The sequence below is a fragment of the Nocardioides sp. YIM 152588 genome, from assembly GCF_040191335.1.
Classification (GTDB): Bacteria; Actinomycetota; Actinomycetes; order Propionibacteriales; family Nocardioidaceae; genus Nocardioides.
The window spans coordinates 1-18667 of the sequence record NZ_JBEGDJ010000040.1 but is presented as its reverse complement, the minus strand read 5'-3'; the positions used below and the strand labels follow the sequence as shown (position 1 = coordinate 18667).

Here is an 18667-nt window from a genome sequence, read left to right as displayed (position 1 = left end):
ATCCCTCAGATCTCGGTGCCGAACGCGGACGAGAAGCGGGCGTCGCCCTCGAACAGCGGCCGCAGGTCGCCCAGGTTGTGCCGGAACATGAAGCTGCGGTCGATGCCCATCCCGAACGCGAAGCCGGAGTAGACCTCGGGGTCGACGCCGCAGGCGATCAGGACGCGCGGGTTGACCACGCCGCAGCCGCCCCACTCGATCCAGCCCTCGCCCTTGCAGGTGCGGCAGGAGTCGCTGTCCACGCCGCGGCAGACGAAGCAGCGCACGTCGACCTCGGCCGACGGCTCGGTGAAGGGGAAGTACGACGGCCGGAACCGGGTGTCGATGCCCGCACCGAACAGCTGCGCGGCCAGGTGGTCCAGCGAGCCCTTGAGGTGCGCCATCGTGATGCCCTCGTCGACGACCAGGCCCTCGACCTGGTGGAACATCGGGCTGTGGGTGGCGTCGTACTCATCGGTGCGGAAGACGCGACCGGGGCAGGCGACGTAGATCGGGGGCGTGCGGGTCAGCATGGTCCGCGCCTGCACCGGTGACGTCTGGGTGCGCAGCACGACGTGGTTCTCGGCCGGCTCGGCCCAGAACGTGTCCTGCATGGTGCGGGCCGGGTGGTCCGGGCCGAGGTTGAGGGCGTCGAAGTTGAGCCACTCGGCCTCCACGACCGGCCCCTCGGCGATCTCCCAGCCCATCGCGACGAAGATGTCGGCGATCAGCTCGGACTGCAGCGTGATCGGGTGCCGGCTGCCGCCGCGCACGCGGTCGGTGGGCAGCGTGACGTCGACGGTCTCGGTGACGAGCATCCGCTCCTCGTGCTCGACCTCGAGCACGGCCTGCCGGGCGGCGAGCGCCTTGTTGACCGCGCCGCGCGCCTGGCCGACGCGCTGACCGGCCTCCTTGCGCGCCTGCGGCGGGAGGGCGCCGATCTCGCGGTTGGCCAGCGCCAGGCCGGAGCGGTCGCCCGCGTGGTCCAGGCGGGCCTGCTTCAGCTCGTCGAGGTCGGCGGCGGCGGCGATCGCGGCGAGCGCCTCGTCACGCATCCGCTCGACCTCCTCGGCCTTGAGCGGGGTCACCTCGACCGGGTCGTAGTCGGTGTTGGGGCCGGACATGGTGGCCTTTCCAGCGGCAGGTTCGGACGCCGCAGATTCTAGAAGTGGGTGCTGGGGCGGCTCTCCCCGGACCCGGTGACGTGCCAGGAGCCGCGCGCGGCGGGCCGGGCGGGACGAGCCCGCTCAGCCCGGCTCAGGCCGCGCCGCGAACCCCCGGACCGCCGACCGGCCCGGGGCGAAGAAATCGCTGCTGCTGGGGTTCCACGGAGCCGATGCTACCGCGAAGCGGCTCAGGTCCCCGGCACAGGTGCGTCGGCCAGCGGCAGGACCAGCCGGACCTCGGCGCCGCCACCCGGCGCGTCGCCGATGAGCACCTCGCCGCCGTGCGCGCGGACCAGCCCGTTGACGATGTAGAGCCCGAGCCCCGAGCCACCGCCGACCCCGGACGTCCAGAACTTGGTGAACGCCCGGGCGCGCAGCCCGGGAGCGATCCCCTCCCCCTCGTCGGTGACCACGACCTCGGCCGCGCCCGCGCGGGCGGAGGTCCGCACCAGCACCCGCACGGTGCCCTCGCCGTGGTGCACGGCGTTCTCGACGACGTTGGTGATCACCTGCATCACCTTGTCCGGGTCGGCGTCGACCTGCGGCCGGTCCGCGACCTCGAGCTCGATGGGCCGCGAGGTGGCGACACCGATCGAGGTGACGACCAGCTCGGCCTTCCGGGCCAGGTCGGTCGCCCGCCGGTGCAGGCGGAGGCGGCCGGTGTCGAGCCTGGCCACGTCGAGGAGCTCGGCGATCAACCGGCTCAGCCGGTCCGCGTCGACGCTGGCGGTGGTGAGCATGAGCCGCTTCTGGTCGTCGTTGAGCTTGTCCCAGCGGTTCAGCAGGGCGTGCACGAAGCCCTTGACGCCGGTCAGCGGCGAGCGGAGCTCGTGGGCGACCGTCGCGACCAGGTCGGACCGCTCCCGGTCCAGCCGCTCGCGCCCGCGGGCCGAGCGCAGCCCGACGGCCACCGAGTCGACCGGCGCGCCCCGGTGCTCGCGGTGCAGCCGGGCGTTGACCAGCACCTCCGTGCCGTCGGCCAGCAGCCAGCGCTGCTCGGGGATCGCGGTCCGGATCGAGATGCCGCCGAACGGCTCGCACGCCTCGGTCCAGCCGCGCCCGTCGTGGTCGCTCAGGGCGAGCACCTCGTGCAGCGGGCGGCCGACCAGGGCGTCGGCCGGATGCCCCAGCATCGCGGCGGCGGCCGCGTTGACCGAGCGGACACCCGCGCGGTCGGCGATCACCACGCCGTCGGGGAGCAGGTCGAGCGCGGCGACGTCCATGGCGTGGATGCTAGTCGCGACGCCGATGCCGGGGTTTCGAGGCTCGCTTCGCTCGCACCTCAACCACCGGAACCGCGCTGGACCCGCGCGCTGGCGTACAGGCAGACCGCGGCGGCCGTGGCCAGGTTGAGGCTCTCGGCGCCGCCGTGGATCGGGATCCGGACGCGGTGGTCGGCCAGCTCGGCCAGCTCGGGCGGCAGGCCCCAGGCCTCGTTGCCGAAGAGCCAGGCGGTGGGGCGGCGCAGCAGGTCGTCGGCCTCGAAGAGGTCGACCTCGCCGGTGCCGTCGGCGGCCAGCACGACGAGTCCGGCCTCGCGGGCCGCGGCGACCGCCGCGGCGGCGTCGCGCTCGATGGCGACCGGCAGGTGGAAGAGGCTGCCGACGCTGGCCCGCACGGTCTTGGGGTTGTAGGCGTCGACCGAGTCACCGGCCAGTACGACGCCGTCGGCGCCGGCCGCGTCGGCGCACCGGATCACGGTGCCGGCGTTGCCCGGGTCGCGCACGTCGGCGCAGATCGCGACGAGGCGCCCGGCGCCCGCCGCGACGGCGTCGGCTCCGGCGCCGAGCGCGACCGGCAGCGGCCGGTCCAGGAAGCGGCAGACCGCGACCACGCCGGCGGGGCTGACGCTGTCGGAGAGGGCGTCCATGGCCCTGTCCTCGACCAGCGTCACCGGGATCTCGGCACCCACGCCGCCGAGCAGGTCGGCGTACTGCCGGGAGGCGTCCGCCGTGGCGAACACCTCGACCACGCAGCCCTCGACGGACAGCGCGGACTCGACGGCCTTGGGGCCGTCGGCAACGAAACACCGCCGCTCGGCGCGAGCCGAGCGGCGGTGCAGCTTCACCGCGTCCTTGACCCGCGCGTTGGAGCGGGCCAGGACGGGGCGGTCAGGCGTGGGGTTCAGGCCGAGACCTTGGGCGCGTTGACGTCCTCGGGCAGGGCGGCCTTCGCCTGGGCGACCAGCGCGGAGAACGCGGCCGGCTCGTTGACGGCGAGGTCCGCGAGGATCTTGCGGTCGACCTCGACACCGGCCAGGTTCAGGCCCTGGATGAACCGGTTGTAGGTCATGCCCTCGGCGCGGGCGGCCGCGTTGATCCGCTGGATCCACAGGCGGCGGAAGTTGCCCTTGTTCTTCTTGCGGTCGTTGTAGCTGTAGACCAGCGAGTGGGTGACCTGCTCCTTGGCCTTGCGGTACAGACGCGACCGCTGACCGCGGTAGCCGCTGGCCCGCTCGAGGGTGGTCCGACGCTTCTTAGCAGCGTTCACTGCGCGCTTGACGCGTGCCATCTCTTACTCCTTGAAAACTCTGATGCCGAAAGTGGTGCGGACGCGTCAGCGACCGAGCAGCTTCTTCGCGCGGGGGACGTCGTTCTTCGCAACCTCGGTGGTGCCGGACAGGCGGCGGGTCACCTTGGAGGCCTTCTTCTCCAGGTTGTGGCGCTTGCCGGCCTTCTCCCGGAGGATCTTGCCGCTGCCGGTGACCTTGAAGCGCTTGCTGGCACCGGAGTGGGTCTTGTTCTTCGGCATCTCTACAACTCTCTCGTCTCGCGGCCCACCGGGCGCTGCTGCGCCCGGTGGGAGACGCGGGGGGTTTCTCTTACAGGTCGATGTCGGGGTCGAGGGCCTCGTTGGCCCGCTTGACCTTCTTGTTCGACGGCTGGGCGGTGGTGGTGCGCTCGGCGCGCTCCTCGGCCTGCTCGGCGGCCCGCTCGGCGGCGGCCTCCTGCTTGGCGGCCTTCACCTCGGCCTTCGCCTCGGCCTTCTTCTTGTGCGGCCCCAGGACCATGATCATGTTGCGACCGTCCTGCTTGGGGCTGGACTCGACGAAGCCGAGCTCCTCGACGTCCTCCGCGAGCTTCTGCAGCAGCCGGAACCCGAGCTCGGGACGGTGCTGCTCGCGACCGCGGAACATGATCGTGATCTTGACCTTGTCGCCGGCCTTGAGGAACCGCACGACGTGACCCTTCTTGGTCTCGTAGTCGTGCTGGTCGATCTTCGGCCGGAGCTTCATCTCCTTGATGATGACGTTGGTCTGGTTCCGTCGCGCCTCACGGGCCTTCTGGGCGTTCTCGTACTTGAACTTCCCGTAGTCCATGAGCTTGCAGACGGGGGGACGCGCCATCGGCGCGACCTCGACCAGGTCCAGGTCGGCCTCCTGGGCCAGCTTGAGTGCCTGGTCGGTGGGGACGATGCCGACGGTCTCGCCGTTGGGTCCCACGAGCCGGACCTCGGGAACCCGGATCCGCTCGTTGATGCGCAGCTCGGTGCTGATGTGTCCTCCAAACTCGATCGGTCGGAGGCCGGGCACCACCTCCGCCGGCTCCGAGCCGGCGGAAAATCAGAGAAGGCCTCCGCTGCTCAAGCGGAGGCCAGTCGGGACACGTCGTCGCGCGCGGAACGCGCTCGCCTGTGTGCCAGGGACCGGACCCGACGACCTGGATGGTGCTGCGGTCGGTGCGGGTGGGAGTCGATGTCTCAACGACCCCGCTTGTGGATGAGTGCTCCACTCACGTGGATCACTTCATCGGTCAACACCAGATGCTACCGGAGTTGTTCCCGCGGCGGCGAATCCACGAGGCTACTCCTGGGCGCCCAGCCAGCCCCAGCCACCGTCGCCCAGCCGCACGGGCCGCCAGCCGGCCGCGATCCGGGTCAGGTCGTCGCCCTCCAGGACGAACGGCACCGGCCCGGCCAGGTCCACCACCAGGGCCGCCGCGCCCTCCTGGACCGCGGTCGCCGCGGCCAGCGCCGCGGCCACGGGGACCGGCCGCGCCTCGGGGTCCCAGGCGACCATGGTGTCGGTGCTGGAGAAGGACATCAGCGCGGTCCGGCCGTCGGCGCCGGTCATCAGCACCGCCGCCATGTCGCTCGACTTGTCCCGGGCCAGCCCGTTCTCGTCGTACTCGACCTCGCCGAGCACCGCGACGACCGGCACGAGCAGGCGCGCGCCCGCCAGCGCCGCCAGCACGTCGGGGTACGACGCCTCGCCGGCGCCGAGGCCGGACAGCGCCCGGGCCAGGCCGGCGTCGGCCGAGCCGTCGTCGTCCACGTAGGCCGAGCCCTGGAGTCGGCGTGCGTCCGCCCGCGGTTCGTTCACGCGGACCATCATCCCATCCGTGGAACGATGAGGCTCGTGCACCAGGCCCGCCCCGACTCGTCCCCCGCCTCCCCCACCGGCGTGCCCCCGACCGGCCTCGTCGCCCGCAGCCGGCTGACCAGCCGGCTCGCGGCCGCGGTCGCCGGCGCCGACACGCCGCTGCCGACGCCCGTCTTCGTGGTCGACCTCGAGGCGTTCGACGCCAACGCCGACGACCTGGTGCGGCGCGCCGGCGGCACCCCGATCCGCGTCGCCTCCAAGTCGCTGCGGGTGCCCGCGCTGATCAGCCGGGCGCTCGACCGTCCCGGGTTCGCCGGCGTCCTGTGCTACACCCTCACCGAGGCGCTGTGGCTGGAGGAGCACGGCATCAGCGACGACCTCGTCGTGGCCTACCCGACGGTCGACCGCGGCGCGCTCGCACGCCTGGTCGCCTCGCCCCGGGCGGCCTCCCGGATCACGCTGATGATCGACGACCCGGCGCACCTGGACGTCGTCGGCTCGGTCCGCGCCTCGACCGCGGTGCCCGTGCGGGTCGCGATCGACGTCGACGCCGGCCTGCGCTGGGGCGGCCAGAGCGTCGGCCCGCGCCGCTCCCCGCTGTACGACGTCGGCTCGGTCGTCGCGCTCGCCCGGACCGTCACCGAGCGCAAGGGGTTCCACCTGGTCGGGCTGATGACCTACGAGGGCCAGGTCGCCGGCGTACCGGACGCGGTGCCGGCGCAGCGGGCGAGGTCGGCGGTGGTGCGCCGGATCAAGGACCTCTCCGTCGCCCAGCTCGAGACCCGGCGGGCCGCCCTCGCCGAGGCGCTGGCGCCGTTCGCGAGCCGGCTGGAGTTCTTCAACGCCGGCGGCTCCGGCAGCCTGGAGACCTCCGCCGCGGACCCGGTCGTCACCGAGGTCACGGCCGGCTCGGGGCTGCTGGTCCCGCGGCTCTTCGACCACTACCGGTCCTTCGCTCCCCGCCCGGCGGCGTTCTTCGGCCTCCCGGTGACCCGGATCCCCGGTCCCGGCGTGGTCACCGTGCACGGCGGCGGGCTGATCGCCTCGGGGCCGACCGGCGCCGACCGCGCGCCGACCCCGTGGGCACCGGCCGGGCTGAAGCTCACGTCCCTGGAGGGGGCCGGCGAGGTGCAGACACCGCTGACCGGCAACGGCACCGCCCGGCTGCGGATCGGCGACCTCGTCTGGTTCCGGCACGCCAAGTCCGGGGAGCCGTTCGAGCACGGACTGACCGCGCACCTGCTCGACGGCGACGCCTTCGTCGAGGAGGCGCCGACCTACCGGGGCCATGGACTCGCCTTCTGACGGCGGCGGCCATCCCGAGGCGCTGGCCGCCCGCGTGCTCGCCCGCGTCGACTCCGCGCCGCCGACGCTCGGCCGCGGCCGGCTGCTGTGCATCGACGGGCTGGCCGGCGCCGGGAAGTCGACCCTGGCGCGGGCGATCGCAGCGGCGCGGCCCGAGACGCCCGTGCTGGGCACCGACGAGATGCTGCACGGGTGGCGGGGCCTCCCGGTGCTCGGCGAGACCCTCGACGCCCTGCTGCGGCCGCTCGCCACGGGGCGCGCCGGCCGCTGGCGGCGCTGGGACTGGGTGGCCGGCTGCTGGGCCGAGGAGCACCGCCAGGGCCCCGTCCCGCTCCTCGTCCTGGAGGGCGTCGGCTCGGCCTCCGCGGAGATCGACGACCTGATCACGCTGGGGGTCTGGCTGGAGGCCGATCGCGACGAGCGGCTGGCCCGCGGCCTGGCCCGCGACGGCGCCGCCATGCGCGAGCACTGGCTGACCTGGATGGAGGACGAGGCCGAGCACCACCGGGACCACCGGACCCGCGAGCGCGCCGACGTCCACCACGACACCAGTGGTCCGGACCGGTTCACAACGCCGTAGTGCGGGAGCCCTAGGGTTGCGTGGCGTGACAGCACCCACCGGGACCCAGTACCCGATCGCCGCCGCGGGCTACCGCGCGGTGGTCACCGAGGCCGGCGCGGCGCTCCGCAGCCTGGAGCACGACGGCCGCGCGCTGATCGCGGGGTTCGCCGAGGACGCCATGCCGAGCGGCGGCGCGGGGCAGGTGCTGGTCCCGTGGCCCAACCGGATCCGCGACGGTCGCTACGCCTTCGACGGGGCGACCCACCAGCTGCCGTTGAGCGAGGTCGGCCGCGCCAACGCCTCGCACGGGCTGGTGCGCTGGGTCTCGTGGACGGTCGTCGCGCACACCGCCGACGCCGTCACCCTCGCCTACCGTCTGCCGGCCCAGAGCGGGTACCCCTGGCTGCTGGACCTGTCGATCACCTACGCGCTGGCGCGCGGCGGCCTGGCCGTCACCCAGAGCGTGACCAACCGCGGCGACCGCACCGCGCCCTACGCCGCCGGCCACCACCCGTACCTACGCGTCAACGACACCGGGTGCGACGGGTGGACCCTCCGGCTGCCCGCGGCCACCCGGCTGGAGCGCGACCCCGAGCGGCTGCTGCCGACGGGGCGGCGCCCGGTGTCGGAGACCGACGCGGACTTCCGCGAGCCGCGCCCGATCGGCGCCACCCGCCTGGACCACGCGTTCACCGACCTCGACCGCGACGAGACCGGCGTGGCCACCACCTCGCTGGTCGGGCCCGGCGGCGACGGCGTCGCGCTGTGGGTCGACGGCCACCACCGGTGGCTGCAGGTCTTCACCGCCGAGGGCACGTCCCGCGAGCGCGCGGCCGTGGCCGTCGAGCCGATGACCTCTCCCCCGGACGCGTTCAACTCCGGCGACGACCTGGTCCGGGTCGGCCCGGGCGAGACGTTCACCGCCGCCTGGGGCATCCGCGCCCTCTGAGGCGCGAGTCGGCACAAACTGACGAGCAGCGCCCGCCGAGTCGGCAGAAGCTGACCTCCCCCGCTGCGCTCCTCCGGTCAGTTTCTGCCGACTCGGCTACCCGGTCTTGCTCGCTGCGCTCGCTCGCCCGGCCGCAGGCTGAGGCGCCGGGTCAGCCGGAGTGGGCCGCCAGGACGGCCTTGAGCTCGCGGACCGAGGTCCGCGCCCGGGCGCCGTCGGAGCCGTGGATGCCCAGCACCGAGACGGAGGTGCCGTCGGCCAGGTCGAGGGTCGGCCACGGAGCGCCCAGGGGCATCCGGACCAGCACGACCTCGGCCCACTCGTAGCGGCGCCGGCGGTAGCCGTTGACCAGGGTCAGGCCCTCGTCGTCGGCGGTCACCCTAGAGCGCGCCATCGCGTACAGCAGCGCCACGCCGGTGCCGACGATCGCGAAGACGGTCAGCTTCTGGAGGATGCCGACGGTGTCCTTGGTCTGCTGGTCGAAGCTCAACCAGAGCCAGGCGAAGGCGCCCACGAGCACCGTCCCGAACACGACAGCAGCGATGCGCGGCCCGAACGGGCGCCACGTCTTGGGCAACTCGATTCCCTCGTTCTCAGATGCGGGAGGCATGGAGGTCGGTGGTGATGATGCCGCGGGCGCCGAGCTCGAACAGCTCGTCCATCACCTTCTGGGCGCGCTTGCGCGGGACCATGGACCGGACCGCGACCCAGCCCTCCCGATGCAACGGCGACACCGTGGGGCTCTCGATCCCCGGCGTCAGCCCGACGGCCTCCTCCACCCGCTCGGCGCGGATGTCGTAGTCCATCATCACGTAGGTGCGGGCGACCATGACGCCCTTGAGGCGCCGCGCGAAGACGTCGAAGCCGGCCGGCTCCTCGCCGGGCCGGGTGATCATCACGCCCTCGGACTCGGCGATCACCTCGCCGAAGACCTCCAGGCCGGCCGCGCGCAGCGTGCTGCCGGTCTCCACGACGTCCGCGATCGCGTCCGCGACGCCCAGCTGGATGCTGATCTCCACCGCGCCGTCGAGCTTGACGACGGTCGCGTCGATGCCGCGCCGGGTCAGGTAGGCCTTCAGCATCCCGTCGTACGACGTCGCGATCCGCTTGCCGACCAGGTCCGCCTCGCTGGCCGCGGTGCCCGGCATGGCCGCGAAGCGGAACGCCGAGGTGCCGAAGCCCAGCTGCAGCGCCTCCTCGGCCTTGGCGCCGGAGTCGACGAGCAGGTCGCGCCCGGTGATGCCGACGTCGAGCGTGCCCTCGCCGACGTACACCGCGATGTCGCGCGGGCGCAGGTAGAAGAACTCGACCTCGTTCTCGGGGTCGTACTTGGTGAGCTGCTTGCTGTCGGTGCGCTGGGCGTAGCCCGCCTCGCGCAGCATCGTCGACGCAGCCTCGGACAGCGATCCCTTGTTGGGTACCGCGACTCTGAGCATGGGACCTCTCCTAGAGGTGGGTGTAGACGTCCTCGAGCGAGAGACCGCTCGCGATCATGAGCACCTGCGCGTGGTACAGGAGCTGGCTGATCTCCTCGGCCGTCCGCTCGGGGCCCTCGTGCTCGGCCGCCATCCAGGACTCGGCGGCCTCCTCGACCAGCTTCTTGCCGATCGCATGGACCCCCGCGTCGAGCGCGCGCACGGTGCTCGAGCCCTCGGGTCGCTCCCGCGACACCATCACGAGCTCGCCGAACAGTTCGTCGAACGTCTTCACGGGAGCAAGCGTAGCCAGAGCCGGGGCCGTCCGGGGCACCGGAGGTCGTCGGTGGACGCCCGGCGCCGCATCCGGCGGGTCTCCTCAGACGTGGCGGCGGTGCCGGCGCAGCAGCTGCGCGGTCTGCAGCGCGGCCGCCGCGGCCTCGTAGCCCTTGTCCTCCGACGAGCCGTCCAGGCCGGCCCGGTCGAGGGCCTGCTGCTCGGTGTCGCAGGTCAGCACGCCGAAGCCGACCGGCACGTGCGCGTCGATCGAGACCCGGGTGAGGCCGTCGGTGGCGGCGTTGCAGACGTACTCGAAGTGCGGCGTGCCGCCGCGGATCACCACGCCGAGCGCGACGATGACGTCGTACGACGGCGCGAGCGTCGCCGCCGCGACCGGGAGCTCGAACGTGCCCGGGACCCGGACCACGACCGGGGCCTCGACCTTGTGGTCGTCGAACGCGCGCTGCGCGCCGGCGAGCAGGCCGTCCATCACCTCGGTGTGCCAGCTGGCTGCGATCACCACGACCCGCAGGTCGTGGCAGTCGACGGGCTCGACGTCGGGGGCGCCGTGTCCGGCCATGTCAGTTCGCTCCTGTGGTCTGGGTGTCGGCGCTGGAGTCCGTGCTGGACCCGATGCCGGCGTCGGTCAGGTGGGGCAGGTCGTGACCCATCCGGTCCCGCTTGGTGAGCAGGTAGGTCAGGTTGTGGCCGTTCGGGTGCGGCGTCAGCGGGATCCGCTCGGAGACCTTGATCCCGTAGTCCTCGAGGTCGGCGACCTTGTCGGGGTTGTTGGTCAGCAGCCGGACCTCGCCGATGCCGAGGTCGCGCAGCACTTGGGTGGCGGCGCCGTAGTGGCGGGCGTCGGCGGGCAGGCCGAGGTCGAGGTTGGCGTCGACGGTGTCCCGGCCGCCGTCCTGGAGCTGGTAGGCCTGCAGCTTGGCGACCAGGCCGATCCCCCGGCCCTCGTGGCCGCGCAGGTAGACCACGACGCCGCGGCCCTCCCGGACGATCCGGTCCATCGCCTCGTCCAGCTGCGGACCGCAGTCGCAGCGGCTGGAGCCGAAGACGTCGCCGGTCAGGCACTCCGAGTGCACCCGGGTCAGGACCGGCGTGCCGTCGGTGAGCTCGGCCGGGTCGCCGTAGACCAGCGCGACGTGCTCGCTGCCGTCCACGGTGATCCGGTAGCCGAAGGCGGTGAAGTCGCCGTGCCGGGTGGGCAGCCGGGTCTCGGCCTCGCGCACCACGTGCACCTCGGTGCGGCGGCGGAAGCGGACCAGGTCCTCGATGGAGATCATCGCGAGGTCGTGCTCGTCGGCGAAGGCGCGCAGCTCGGGCGCGCGCTTCATGGTGCCGTCCTCGTTGACCACCTCGACCAGCACGCCGGCCGGGGTCAGGCCGGCGAGGCGGGCCAGGTCGACCGCCGCCTCGGTGTGGCCGCGCCGGACCAGGACGCCACCCTCGCGGTAGCGCAGCGGGAAGACGTGACCCGGGCGGGTGATCTCCCACGGCTCGGTGGCGGAGTCGGCCAGCACCCGCGCGGTGTGCGCGCGGTCGGCGGCCGAGATGCCCGTGCTGACGCCGTCGCGGGCGTCCACCGAGATCGTGTACGCCGTCCGGTAGGCGTCCTTGTTGTGCGGCGTCATCAGCGGGATCTCGAGCCGGTCCAGCATGTCGCCGGGCATCGGCACGCAGATCACCCCGCTGGAGTGGCGGATCGTGAAGGCCATCAGCTCCGGCGTCGCCTTGGAGGCGGCGAAGATGATGTCGCCCTCGTTCTCGCGGTCCTCGTCGTCGACGACGATGACCGGCTTGCCGGCGGCGATGTCGGCGACGGCACGCTCGACGGGGTCCAGGCGCACGGCCATGGTTCAGCTCTCCTTCTGCTGCAGGCTGCGGTCCGCGTCGACGTAGGCGCGGACCAGCTTCTCGACGTGCTTGGCGAGCACGTCGACCTCGAGGTTGACCGGGTCGCCGGGCTGGCGGAACCCGAGGGTGGTGCGGGCGAGGGTCTCGGGGATCAGGCTGACGGTGAACGCGTCGTCACCGGCCTGGACGACGGTCAGCGAGGTGCCGTCGACGGTGATCGAGCCCTTGTCGACCAGGTAGCGGGCGAGGTCGCCGGGCATCTCGATCTCCACGACGTCCCAGTGCTCGCTGGGCCGGCGGGACCGGATCCGGCCGACGCCGTCGACGTGGCCCTGGACGACGTGGCCGCCCAGCCGCTTCTCCGCGGTGACGGCGCGCTCCAGGTTGACCCGGTCGCCGGGCGCGAGGGTGCCGGTGCTGGTCTTGGCCAGCGTCTCGGCCATCACGTCGGCGGTCCAGGTCTCCTCGGTGCGCTCGGCCACGGTCAGGCAGACGCCGTTGACCGCGATCGAGTCGCCGAGGCCGGCGTCGCTCAGGGTGAGGTCGGCGGCGATCGTGACGCGGACCGCGTCGCCCTGGTCCTCCACGGACCGCACGGTGCCGAGCTCCTCGACGATTCCGGTGAACATCAGCTGTCCTTCCCGTTCTGGCTGTGCTGCCGGTCGCGCGGGCGGGCGATGATCCGGACGTCGGCGTCCGGGCCCTCCCCGACGAGCGCGGCGTCGACGATCTCCAGGCGGAGCGCGTCGTCGATGGTGGTGATGCCGAGGTCGGCGACGGCGCTGCGTCCCGCCCCGAGGAGCGTGGGCGCGACGTAGGCGACCACCTCGTCGACCAGGCCGTCGGCGAGGAAGGCGGCCGCGAGGGTCGGGCCGCCCTCCAGGAACACGTGCTGGCGGCCGAGTGCCCAGAGCTCGGCCAGCGCCTTCTCCGGGTCCCGGGTGCGCAGGTGCACGGTCTGGGCGTCGCCGTTGAGCACCCTGGCCTCGTCGGGCAGGTCGCGCTCCCCCATGACCGCGCGCAGCGGCTGCGTCGGCAGCGGGTGGTCGTCGGCGTCCCGCACGGTGAGCAGCGGGTCGTCCTCGAGCACCGTGCCGGTGCCGACCAGCATCGTGTCGCACAGCCCGCGGAGCCGGTGCGTGTCGCGCCGGGAGGCCGCGCCGGAGATCCAGCGACTGGTGCCGTCGGCGGCGGCGCTGCGGCCGTCCAGCGTCGCGGCGAACTTCCAGGTGACGAACGGCCGCTGCTCGCGGCGCGCGACGTCGTAGACCGCGGCGAGGGCGGCGGCCTCGTCGGCGAGGACGCCGGCCACCACCTCGATCCCGGCGTCCCGGAGGGTGGCCGCGCCGCCGCTCGCGACGGCGTTGGCGTCGCCCTCGGCGTAGACCACCCGGCGTACACCGGCGGCGACCAGCGCCTCCGTGCACGGACCGGTGCGGCCGGTGTGGTTGCAGGGCTCCAGCGTGACGACGGCGGTCGTCCCCCGCGCCCGGTCGCCGGCCCGCGCCAGCGCGTCGGCCTCGGCGTGGGCGGTGCCGGGTCCGCGGTGGTAGCCCTCGGCGACGGTGCTGCCGTCGTCGGCCAGCAGCACGCAGCCGACGCGGCGGGTGTCGGCGACCATCGGCACACCCGGGGTCGCGGCGAGCACGAGGGCGCGACGCATCGCGGCGCGCTCGGCGGCGCTGGCGTGACCCTGCTGCCCCACCTCGTGTCCTTCCGGTCCGTCGGTGTGCTCACGACTCCGGGGCGAGGGGACGTACGGGCGGCAGGCTGGGCCCGACGCTCGACGCGTGTGCGTGCACTTCCCATCCGGACTTTGACCGTCGGCCCAGGAATCTCACCTGGTCAACCGTCCACTGGCTGTGGACGGGTCGCGGGCTTCCGACCGAAGCGGGTGCTTCGGCGCGGTCACCGCCGGCTCGGAGTTTCACCGACCCCAGAGCACGCAAGCTCTTGACTCCATGGTGACACAGGCCTCCCGACCGGAGCGCATCGGTGTCGGTGAGCGGACGGTCGGGGTGGACGAGCGGCGGGCGCCGGTGGTGGGGCGGGCGCCGTGGTGTGGGCGGCGGGCGCCGTGGTGTCGGCGGCGGGCGCCGGTGGTGTGGGCGGCGGGCGCCGGTGGTGTGGGCGGCGGGCGCCGGTGCTGGGTCGTGTGCCTGAGAACCCTGCATGGCGATGCGTCGGGCACACGACCCCACCCAGCCACGGGTCGTGTACCCCAGACCCCGCCCTGACGATGCGTCGGGCACACGACCCCGCCCAGCCACGGGTCCGAACGGGCCGGGCCGGGACGCCCGACTCAGCCGTCGACGGCCACCGCCGCGCGCTCGCGCAGCGCGGTGACCATCGCGTCCGGGTCCTCGGCGGAGTAGACGGCCGAACCGGCGACGAAGACGTCGGCGCCGGCCTCGGCGCACCGCTCGATGGTCTCCAGGGAGACGCCGCCGTCGACCTGCAGCCAGGTCTCGACGCCGTGCTTCTCCATCAGGGCGCGGGCCCGGCGGATCTTGGGCAGCACGAGGTCGAGGAACTTCTGGCCACCGAAGCCCGGCTCCACCGTCATCAGCAGCAGCATGTCGAGCTCGCCGAGCATGTCCTCGTACGGCTCAACCGGAGTGGCGGGCCTGAGCGCCATCGACGCACGAGCGCCCGCGGCGCGGATCTCCCGGGCCAGCCGCACCGGGGCCTGAGCGGCCTCGACGTGGAAGGTGACAGAGGCGCAGCCGGCCTCGGCGTACGTCACCGCGTGCCGGTCGACGTCCGCGATCATCAGGTGGGCGTCCAGCGGCGTCTCGGTGGAGCGGGCCAGCGCCTCGACCATGGTCGGGCCGAACGTCAGGTTCGGCACGAAGTGGTTGTCCATGACGTCGACGTGGATCCAGTCGGCGCTGGGGATGCGGGCGACCTCGTCGCCGAGGCGGGCGAAGTCCGCGTTGAGGATGGACGGCGTGATCTGGATGTCTCCCACGCCCAGGAGTCTAGGAGCCCGCGGTCCGACCCCGACGGCGCCTCGGGCCTCAGTCGTCCAGGCGCCGGTGCACGCTCATCCCGAGCACCACACCCCAGGCGACCACCGCGACCCCCGCCATCGCGATGCCGCGGATCTCAGGTGGGCTCCTCCTCGGCCGGCGTCGCATGCTCGTCCCGCTCGTCACGGTCGGCCCACTCCAGCAGCGGCGCGATGTCGAAGACGTGGTCGTCGATGTCGGCGTGCAGGTCGCCCAGCGCGCCGTAGCGCCTCGGCACCGTGCGGATCGTGAAGTCGCGCGGGTCGGCGTCGTCGACCTCGTCCCAGCGGATCGGCGTGGAGACCCGCGCGTCGGGCAGGCCGCGCACCGAGTACGCCGCCGCGATGGTGTGGTCGCGGGCGTTCTGGTTGTAGTCGACGAAGACGTGGTGCGGGTCGCGGTTCTTCTTCCACCACGTCGTGGTCACGTCGTCGGGGGCGCGCCGCTCGACCTCGCGGGCGAACGCCCAGGCCGCCCGGCGCACCGCCTTGTGGTCGTGCTCCGGCGCGATCCGGACGTAGACGTGCAGGCCCTTGGAGCCGCTGGTCTTCGGGTAGCCGACGGCCCCGAGCTCGTCGAGCACCTCGTGCGCGACGTGGGCGGTGCGCCGTACCGCGTCGTAGCCCGACAGCGGACCCGGGTCGAGGTCGATCCGCCACTCGTCCGGCTGCTCGACGTGGCCGCGGCGGCTGTTCCACGGGTGGAACTCGACGGTGGACATCTGCACCGCCCAGATCACCGACCCCAGCTCGGTCACGCACAGCTCGTCGGCGGTGCGCGACCAGCGCGGGAAGAAGAGCCGGACGGTCTCCACCCACGGCGGCGCGCCGCCGGGCAGCCGCTTCTGGTGCACCTTCTCCCCCGCCAGCCCCTTGGGGAACCGGTGCAGCATGCACGGCCGCTCCCGCAGCGCGTTGACGATGCCGGGGCCGACGGCGAGGTAGTAGTGGACCAGGTCGAGCTTGGTCGCCCCGATCTCCGGGAAGTAGACCCGGTCCGGGTTGGAGACCCGGATCGTGCGGTCCTCGCCCTGCCCGTCGAGCGCGGGCACCTCGATCTCGATCGCGGGGCTCGGCATGGGCCGAGCCTAGGGCCTGGCGCCGACCCACCCCGAAGGATTCCCCGGGCGGGCCGGCGCGACGGTCACCGCCAGCCGAGCGCCGGGGCGACGTGCGTCAGGAGCGACTCCAGGACGTGGGCGTTGTAGGCGACGCCGAGCTGGTTGGGCACCGTGAGCAGCAGCGTGTCGGCCGCGGCGATCGCCTCGTCCTCGGCGAGCTGCTTGACGAGGACGTCGGGCTCGGCGGCGTACGAGCGGCCGAAGACCGCCCGCATGTTGTCGATCACGCCGACCTGGTCGCTCTCCCCGCCGCCGTCGCCGAAGTACATGTCGTCCTCGTCGCTGACGATCGGGAAGATCGAGCGGCTGACCGAGACCCGCGGCTCGCGCTCCCAGCCGGCCTCGGCCCACGCCTCCCGGAAGGCCGCGATCTGCTTCGCCTGCTGGACGTGGAACGGCTCCCCGGTCTCGTCCTCCTTGAGCGTGGAGCTCATCAGGTTCATCCCGAGCCCCGCGGCCCACCGGGCCGTGGCGTCGGAGGCGGCACCCCACCAGATCCGGTCCCGCAGCCCCTCGGAGTGCGGCTCCAGCCGCAGCAGCCCGGGCGGGTTGGCGAACATCGGCCGCGGGTTGGGCTGGGCGAACCCGTCGCCCTTGAGCACCTCCAGCAGCACCTCGGTGTGCCGGCGGGCCATGTCGGCCTCGGTCTCGCCGTCGGCGGGCCGGTAGCCGAAGTAGCGCCAGCCGTCGACCACCTGCTCCGGGGAGCCGCGGGAGATGCCGAGCTGGAGCCGGCCGGTGGCGATCAGGTCGGCCGCGCCGGCGTTCTCCGCCATCATCAGCGGGTTCTCGTAGCGCATGTCGATGACGCCGGTGCCGAGCTCGATCCGGCTGGTCCGGGCGCCCGCCGCGGCCAGCAGCGGGAACGGGCTGCCCAGCTGCTGGGCGAAGTGGTGGACCCGGAAGTAGGCACCGTCGGCGCCGAGCTCCTCGGCGGCGACGGCGAGGTCGATGGACTGGTGCAGCACGTCGGCCGCGGTGCGGGCGCGCGACCCGGCGCCCGCGGACCAGTGGCCGAACGAGAGGAAGCCGATCTTCTTCACGAGTGGTCCAACTTTCAACAGGCCGCTGGCATTCCCGGCGCCCCGGGGACGGTCGGGCTCAGCCTGGATCCACCGATTGTCGGCGTAGCGAGCGGCACCAGGCGGGTGTGATGGCAAGGCGCCGGCGCGAGTGCGGTCTGGTTGCACCGTTGAGCGTCGGCAACGAAGCCAGCGCGCCCGCATGGGGCCGCGTAGTAGCCGAGAATCGGTGGATCCAGGCTCAGGCCGGATCGGTACGCCGCAGCAGCGCCAGGAACATCGCGTCGGTGCCGTGCCGGTGCGGCCACAGCTGGGCGGTGCAGTCGAGCGGACCGTCGGCGTCCTCGACGCCCGGCAGCAGCGGGCGCACGTCCTCCAGTGCGGCCGCCGGACGGCCGCGCATCACCGAGGTGACCACGTCGCCGGTCTCGTTGCGCACCGGCGAGCACGTCGAGTAGAGCACCACGCCGCCGGGGCGCACCAGGTCGAGCGCGGAGGTGAGCAGCTTGCGCTGCAGCATCACCAGCTCGATCAGGTCGTCCGCCGAGCGGCGCCAGCGCGCCTCGGGGCGGCGGCGCAGCGCGCCCAGCCCCGAGCACGGGGCGTCGACCAGGATCCGGTCCACCGACCCCGGGCGCAGCGGCGCGGCGGTGCCGTCGGCGTTCACCACGTCGGCCTTCCCGGCCAGGCCCGGGGCGCCGAGCGCGCGTCGTACCAGGCGGGCGCGGTGCAGGTGCGGCTCGGTCGCCACCAGCCGGGCACCGCGCTGGGCGGCGAGCGCGGCCAGCAGCGCGGCCTTGCCGCCGGGTCCCGCGCACAGGTCCAGCCAGACCTCGTCGCGGCCCTCGATCGGCGCCTCCGCCAGCGCGTGCGCGATCAGCTGGGAGCCCTCGTCCTGAACGCCCGCGCGGTGCTCGGCGACGGCCGGGATCGACGACGGGTCGCCGCCGCCCTCCAGCACCACGCCGTACGGCGAGTACGGGGTCGGCGTCCCGGGCAGCTCGTCGCGGGTGGCCAGCCCCGGGCGCGCCACCAGGGTGACCCGCGGCGGGACGTTGTCGGCCGCCAGCAGCTCGTCGAGGTCGTCGTCGGGGGCGGCCAGCTCCAGCTGGTCGACCACCCAGCGCGGGTGGCTGTGCACGATGGCGGCGCGTTCCTTGCGCGGCATCGTGGGCGGCGCGACCTGCTCCAGCCACGCGTCCAGGTCCTGGCCCGCGACCTTGCGCAGCACCGCGTTGGCGAACCCCGCGGCGCCGGGCCCGCCGGCGTTGTGCGCCAGGTCGACGCTGGTGCTGATCGCGGCATGGGCCGGCACGCGCATCGCCAGCAGCTGGTGGGTGCCCAGGCGCAGGACGTCGAGCACCGCCGGGTCGACCTTGCGCAGGCCGCGGTCGATGCAGGCGGCGAGGACGGCGTCGTAGGTGCCCTGTCGGCGGATCGTGCCCGAGGCGAGCTCCGTGGCGAAGGCCGCGTCGCGGCCCTGGAGGCCGTGCTCGCGGAGCGCCGGCGGCAGCACCAGGTTGGCGTAGGCGCCCTCGGCCCGCACGGCCCGCAGCACGCTCAGCGCAGCGGCCCGCGGCGCGTCCACCGGGCGCGCCTTGCCGGCGGCACCGCCGCCCTTGGTGCGGCGGTGCGGGTGGGCGGGGGCGGCGGTGCTCGAGTCCGCCCCGGT

The 18667-nt window shown here is 73.6% G+C and carries 21 protein-coding genes and 1 riboswitch; of the genes, 3 read left to right on the top strand and 18 right to left on the bottom strand.

Annotation, left to right across the window (positions count from 1 at the left end; genetic code table 11):
• Positions 1 to 5 precede the first annotated feature (5 nt).
• The 7 genes from pheS to ABLM29_RS16640 form a co-directional block, all read right to left on the bottom strand.
• Entirely contained in the window at positions 6 to 1103 is a 1098-nt protein-coding gene (pheS, locus tag ABLM29_RS16670) for a phenylalanine--tRNA ligase subunit alpha (RefSeq protein WP_349715389.1), read from the bottom strand.
• Between the two features lie 230 nt (positions 1104 to 1333).
• The gene (locus ABLM29_RS16665) at positions 1334 to 2368 is read right to left on the bottom strand and encodes a sensor histidine kinase (protein WP_349715388.1); all 1035 of its coding nucleotides are present in this window, start codon (positions 2366 to 2368) and stop codon (positions 1334 to 1336) included.
• A 59-nt stretch (positions 2369 to 2427) separates the two neighbouring features.
• Entirely contained in the window at positions 2428 to 3246 is an 819-nt protein-coding gene (locus ABLM29_RS16660; protein WP_502889260.1) for a TrmH family RNA methyltransferase, read from the bottom strand.
• A 23-nt stretch (positions 3247 to 3269) separates the two neighbouring features.
• Positions 3270 to 3656 carry a 50S ribosomal protein L20 gene (rplT, locus tag ABLM29_RS16655; RefSeq protein ID WP_136595770.1) on the bottom strand — a complete coding sequence of 129 codons (387 nt, stop codon included), beginning with the start codon at positions 3654 to 3656 and terminating at the stop codon, positions 3270 to 3272.
• A gap of 45 nt (positions 3657 to 3701) precedes the next feature.
• On the bottom strand, positions 3702 to 3896 hold the full coding sequence (rpmI, locus tag ABLM29_RS16650) for a 50S ribosomal protein L35 (protein ID WP_136434233.1): 195 nt from the start codon (positions 3894 to 3896) through the stop codon (positions 3702 to 3704).
• A gap of 70 nt (positions 3897 to 3966) precedes the next feature.
• On the bottom strand, positions 3967 to 4677 hold the full coding sequence (gene infC, locus ABLM29_RS16645) for a translation initiation factor IF-3 (protein WP_349715383.1): 711 nt from the start codon (positions 4675 to 4677) through the stop codon (positions 3967 to 3969).
• Positions 4678 to 4947: 270 nt separating this feature from the next.
• On the bottom strand, positions 4948 to 5466 hold the full coding sequence (locus ABLM29_RS16640) for an SseB family protein (protein ID WP_349715381.1): 519 nt from the start codon (positions 5464 to 5466) through the stop codon (positions 4948 to 4950).
• A gap of 27 nt (positions 5467 to 5493) precedes the next feature.
• On the opposite strand from ABLM29_RS16640, the gene ABLM29_RS16635 reads away from it, so the two are divergent.
• From ABLM29_RS16635 to ABLM29_RS16625, 3 genes are read left to right on the top strand one after another with little or no spacing between them, the layout of a single operon-like run.
• Positions 5494 to 6771, top strand: a complete 1278-nt coding sequence (locus tag ABLM29_RS16635) for an amino acid deaminase/aldolase (protein ID WP_349715380.1) — start codon at positions 5494 to 5496, stop codon at positions 6769 to 6771.
• The gene (locus ABLM29_RS16630) at positions 6755 to 7351 is read left to right on the top strand and encodes a uridine kinase family protein (protein ID WP_349715378.1); all 597 of its coding nucleotides are present in this window, start codon (positions 6755 to 6757) and stop codon (positions 7349 to 7351) included. The genes ABLM29_RS16635 and ABLM29_RS16630 overlap by 17 nt, the downstream gene beginning before the upstream one ends.
• A 25-nt stretch (positions 7352 to 7376) precedes the next feature.
• Entirely contained in the window at positions 7377 to 8282 is a 906-nt protein-coding gene (locus tag ABLM29_RS16625) for an aldose 1-epimerase family protein (RefSeq protein ID WP_349715377.1), read from the top strand.
• Between the two features lie 151 nt (positions 8283 to 8433).
• Here the strand turns inward: ABLM29_RS16625 and ABLM29_RS16620 are convergent, their stop codons facing one another.
• From ABLM29_RS16620 to ABLM29_RS16570, 11 genes are all read right to left on the bottom strand, one after another.
• Positions 8434 to 8859, bottom strand: coding sequence for a PH domain-containing protein (locus tag ABLM29_RS16620; protein ID WP_349715375.1), 426 nt, complete (start codon positions 8857 to 8859; stop codon positions 8434 to 8436).
• Positions 8860 to 8875: 16 nt separating this feature from the next.
• Entirely contained in the window at positions 8876 to 9718 is an 843-nt protein-coding gene (hisG, locus tag ABLM29_RS16615) for an ATP phosphoribosyltransferase (protein ID WP_349715373.1), read from the bottom strand.
• Between the two features lie 10 nt (positions 9719 to 9728).
• Positions 9729 to 9992 (bottom strand): phosphoribosyl-ATP diphosphatase, encoded by a 264-nt coding sequence (locus tag ABLM29_RS16610; protein ID WP_349715372.1) that lies wholly within the window; start codon positions 9990 to 9992, stop codon positions 9729 to 9731.
• An 84-nt stretch (positions 9993 to 10076) separates the two neighbouring features.
• Entirely contained in the window at positions 10077 to 10556 is a 480-nt protein-coding gene (gene ribH / locus ABLM29_RS16605; RefSeq protein WP_349715370.1) for a 6,7-dimethyl-8-ribityllumazine synthase, read from the bottom strand.
• A gap of 1 nt (position 10557) precedes the next feature.
• Positions 10558 to 11841: a bifunctional 3,4-dihydroxy-2-butanone-4-phosphate synthase/GTP cyclohydrolase II gene (locus ABLM29_RS16600; RefSeq protein ID WP_349715369.1), complete on the bottom strand. Its 1284-nt coding sequence runs from the start codon at positions 11839 to 11841 to the stop codon at positions 10558 to 10560.
• A 3-nt stretch (positions 11842 to 11844) separates the two neighbouring features.
• On the bottom strand, positions 11845 to 12471 hold the full coding sequence (locus ABLM29_RS16595; RefSeq protein WP_349715367.1) for a riboflavin synthase: 627 nt from the start codon (positions 12469 to 12471) through the stop codon (positions 11845 to 11847).
• On the bottom strand, positions 12471 to 13505 hold the full coding sequence (ribD, locus tag ABLM29_RS16590) for a bifunctional diaminohydroxyphosphoribosylaminopyrimidine deaminase/5-amino-6-(5-phosphoribosylamino)uracil reductase RibD (RefSeq protein ID WP_502889259.1): 1035 nt from the start codon (positions 13503 to 13505) through the stop codon (positions 12471 to 12473). The genes ABLM29_RS16595 and ribD overlap by 1 nt, the downstream gene beginning before the upstream one ends.
• A gap of 129 nt (positions 13506 to 13634) precedes the next feature.
• Positions 13635 to 13791: riboswitch (FMN riboswitch) on the bottom strand.
• 353 nt (positions 13792 to 14144) lie between these two features.
• Entirely contained in the window at positions 14145 to 14813 is a 669-nt protein-coding gene (gene rpe, locus ABLM29_RS16585; protein ID WP_349715364.1) for a ribulose-phosphate 3-epimerase, read from the bottom strand.
• A 137-nt stretch (positions 14814 to 14950) separates the two neighbouring features.
• The gene (gene ligD / locus ABLM29_RS16580; RefSeq protein WP_349715363.1) at positions 14951 to 15931 is read right to left on the bottom strand and encodes a non-homologous end-joining DNA ligase; all 981 of its coding nucleotides are present in this window, start codon (positions 15929 to 15931) and stop codon (positions 14951 to 14953) included.
• Positions 15932 to 15996: 65 nt separating this feature from the next.
• Entirely contained in the window at positions 15997 to 17016 is a 1020-nt protein-coding gene (locus ABLM29_RS16575) for an LLM class flavin-dependent oxidoreductase (RefSeq protein ID WP_349715361.1), read from the bottom strand.
• Positions 17017 to 17236: 220 nt separating this feature from the next.
• Positions 17237 to 18667, bottom strand: a 1431-nt coding sequence (locus tag ABLM29_RS16570) for an RsmB/NOP family class I SAM-dependent RNA methyltransferase (RefSeq protein WP_349715360.1), incomplete at its 5' end; no start/stop codon positions are given.

Coding starts and splice junctions, on each gene's coding strand:
- ABLM29_RS16595 (WP_349715367.1), bottom strand. CDS start 12,471: ATGTTCACCGGAATCGTCGAGGAGCTCGGCACCGTGCGGTCCGTGGAG.
- rplT (WP_136595770.1), bottom strand. CDS start 3,656: ATGGCACGCGTCAAGCGCGCAGTGAACGCTGCTAAGAAGCGTCGGACC.
- ribD (WP_502889259.1), bottom strand. CDS start 13,505: ATGCGTCGCGCCCTCGTGCTCGCCGCGACCCCGGGTGTGCCGATGGTC.
- ABLM29_RS16635 (WP_349715380.1), top strand. CDS start 5,494: ATGAGGCTCGTGCACCAGGCCCGCCCCGACTCGTCCCCCGCCTCCCCC.
- ABLM29_RS16630 (WP_349715378.1), top strand. CDS start 6,755: ATGGACTCGCCTTCTGACGGCGGCGGCCATCCCGAGGCGCTGGCCGCC.
- ribH (WP_349715370.1), bottom strand. CDS start 10,556: ATGGCCGGACACGGCGCCCCCGACGTCGAGCCCGTCGACTGCCACGAC.
- ligD (WP_349715363.1), bottom strand. CDS start 15,931: ATGCCGAGCCCCGCGATCGAGATCGAGGTGCCCGCGCTCGACGGGCAG.
- ABLM29_RS16600 (WP_349715369.1), bottom strand. CDS start 11,841: ATGGCCGTGCGCCTGGACCCCGTCGAGCGTGCCGTCGCCGACATCGCC.
- pheS (WP_349715389.1), bottom strand. CDS start 1,103: ATGTCCGGCCCCAACACCGACTACGACCCGGTCGAGGTGACCCCGCTC.
- hisG (WP_349715373.1), bottom strand. CDS start 9,718: ATGCTCAGAGTCGCGGTACCCAACAAGGGATCGCTGTCCGAGGCTGCG.
- rpmI (WP_136434233.1), bottom strand. CDS start 3,896: ATGCCGAAGAACAAGACCCACTCCGGTGCCAGCAAGCGCTTCAAGGTC.
- ABLM29_RS16665 (WP_349715388.1), bottom strand. CDS start 2,368: ATGGACGTCGCCGCGCTCGACCTGCTCCCCGACGGCGTGGTGATCGCC.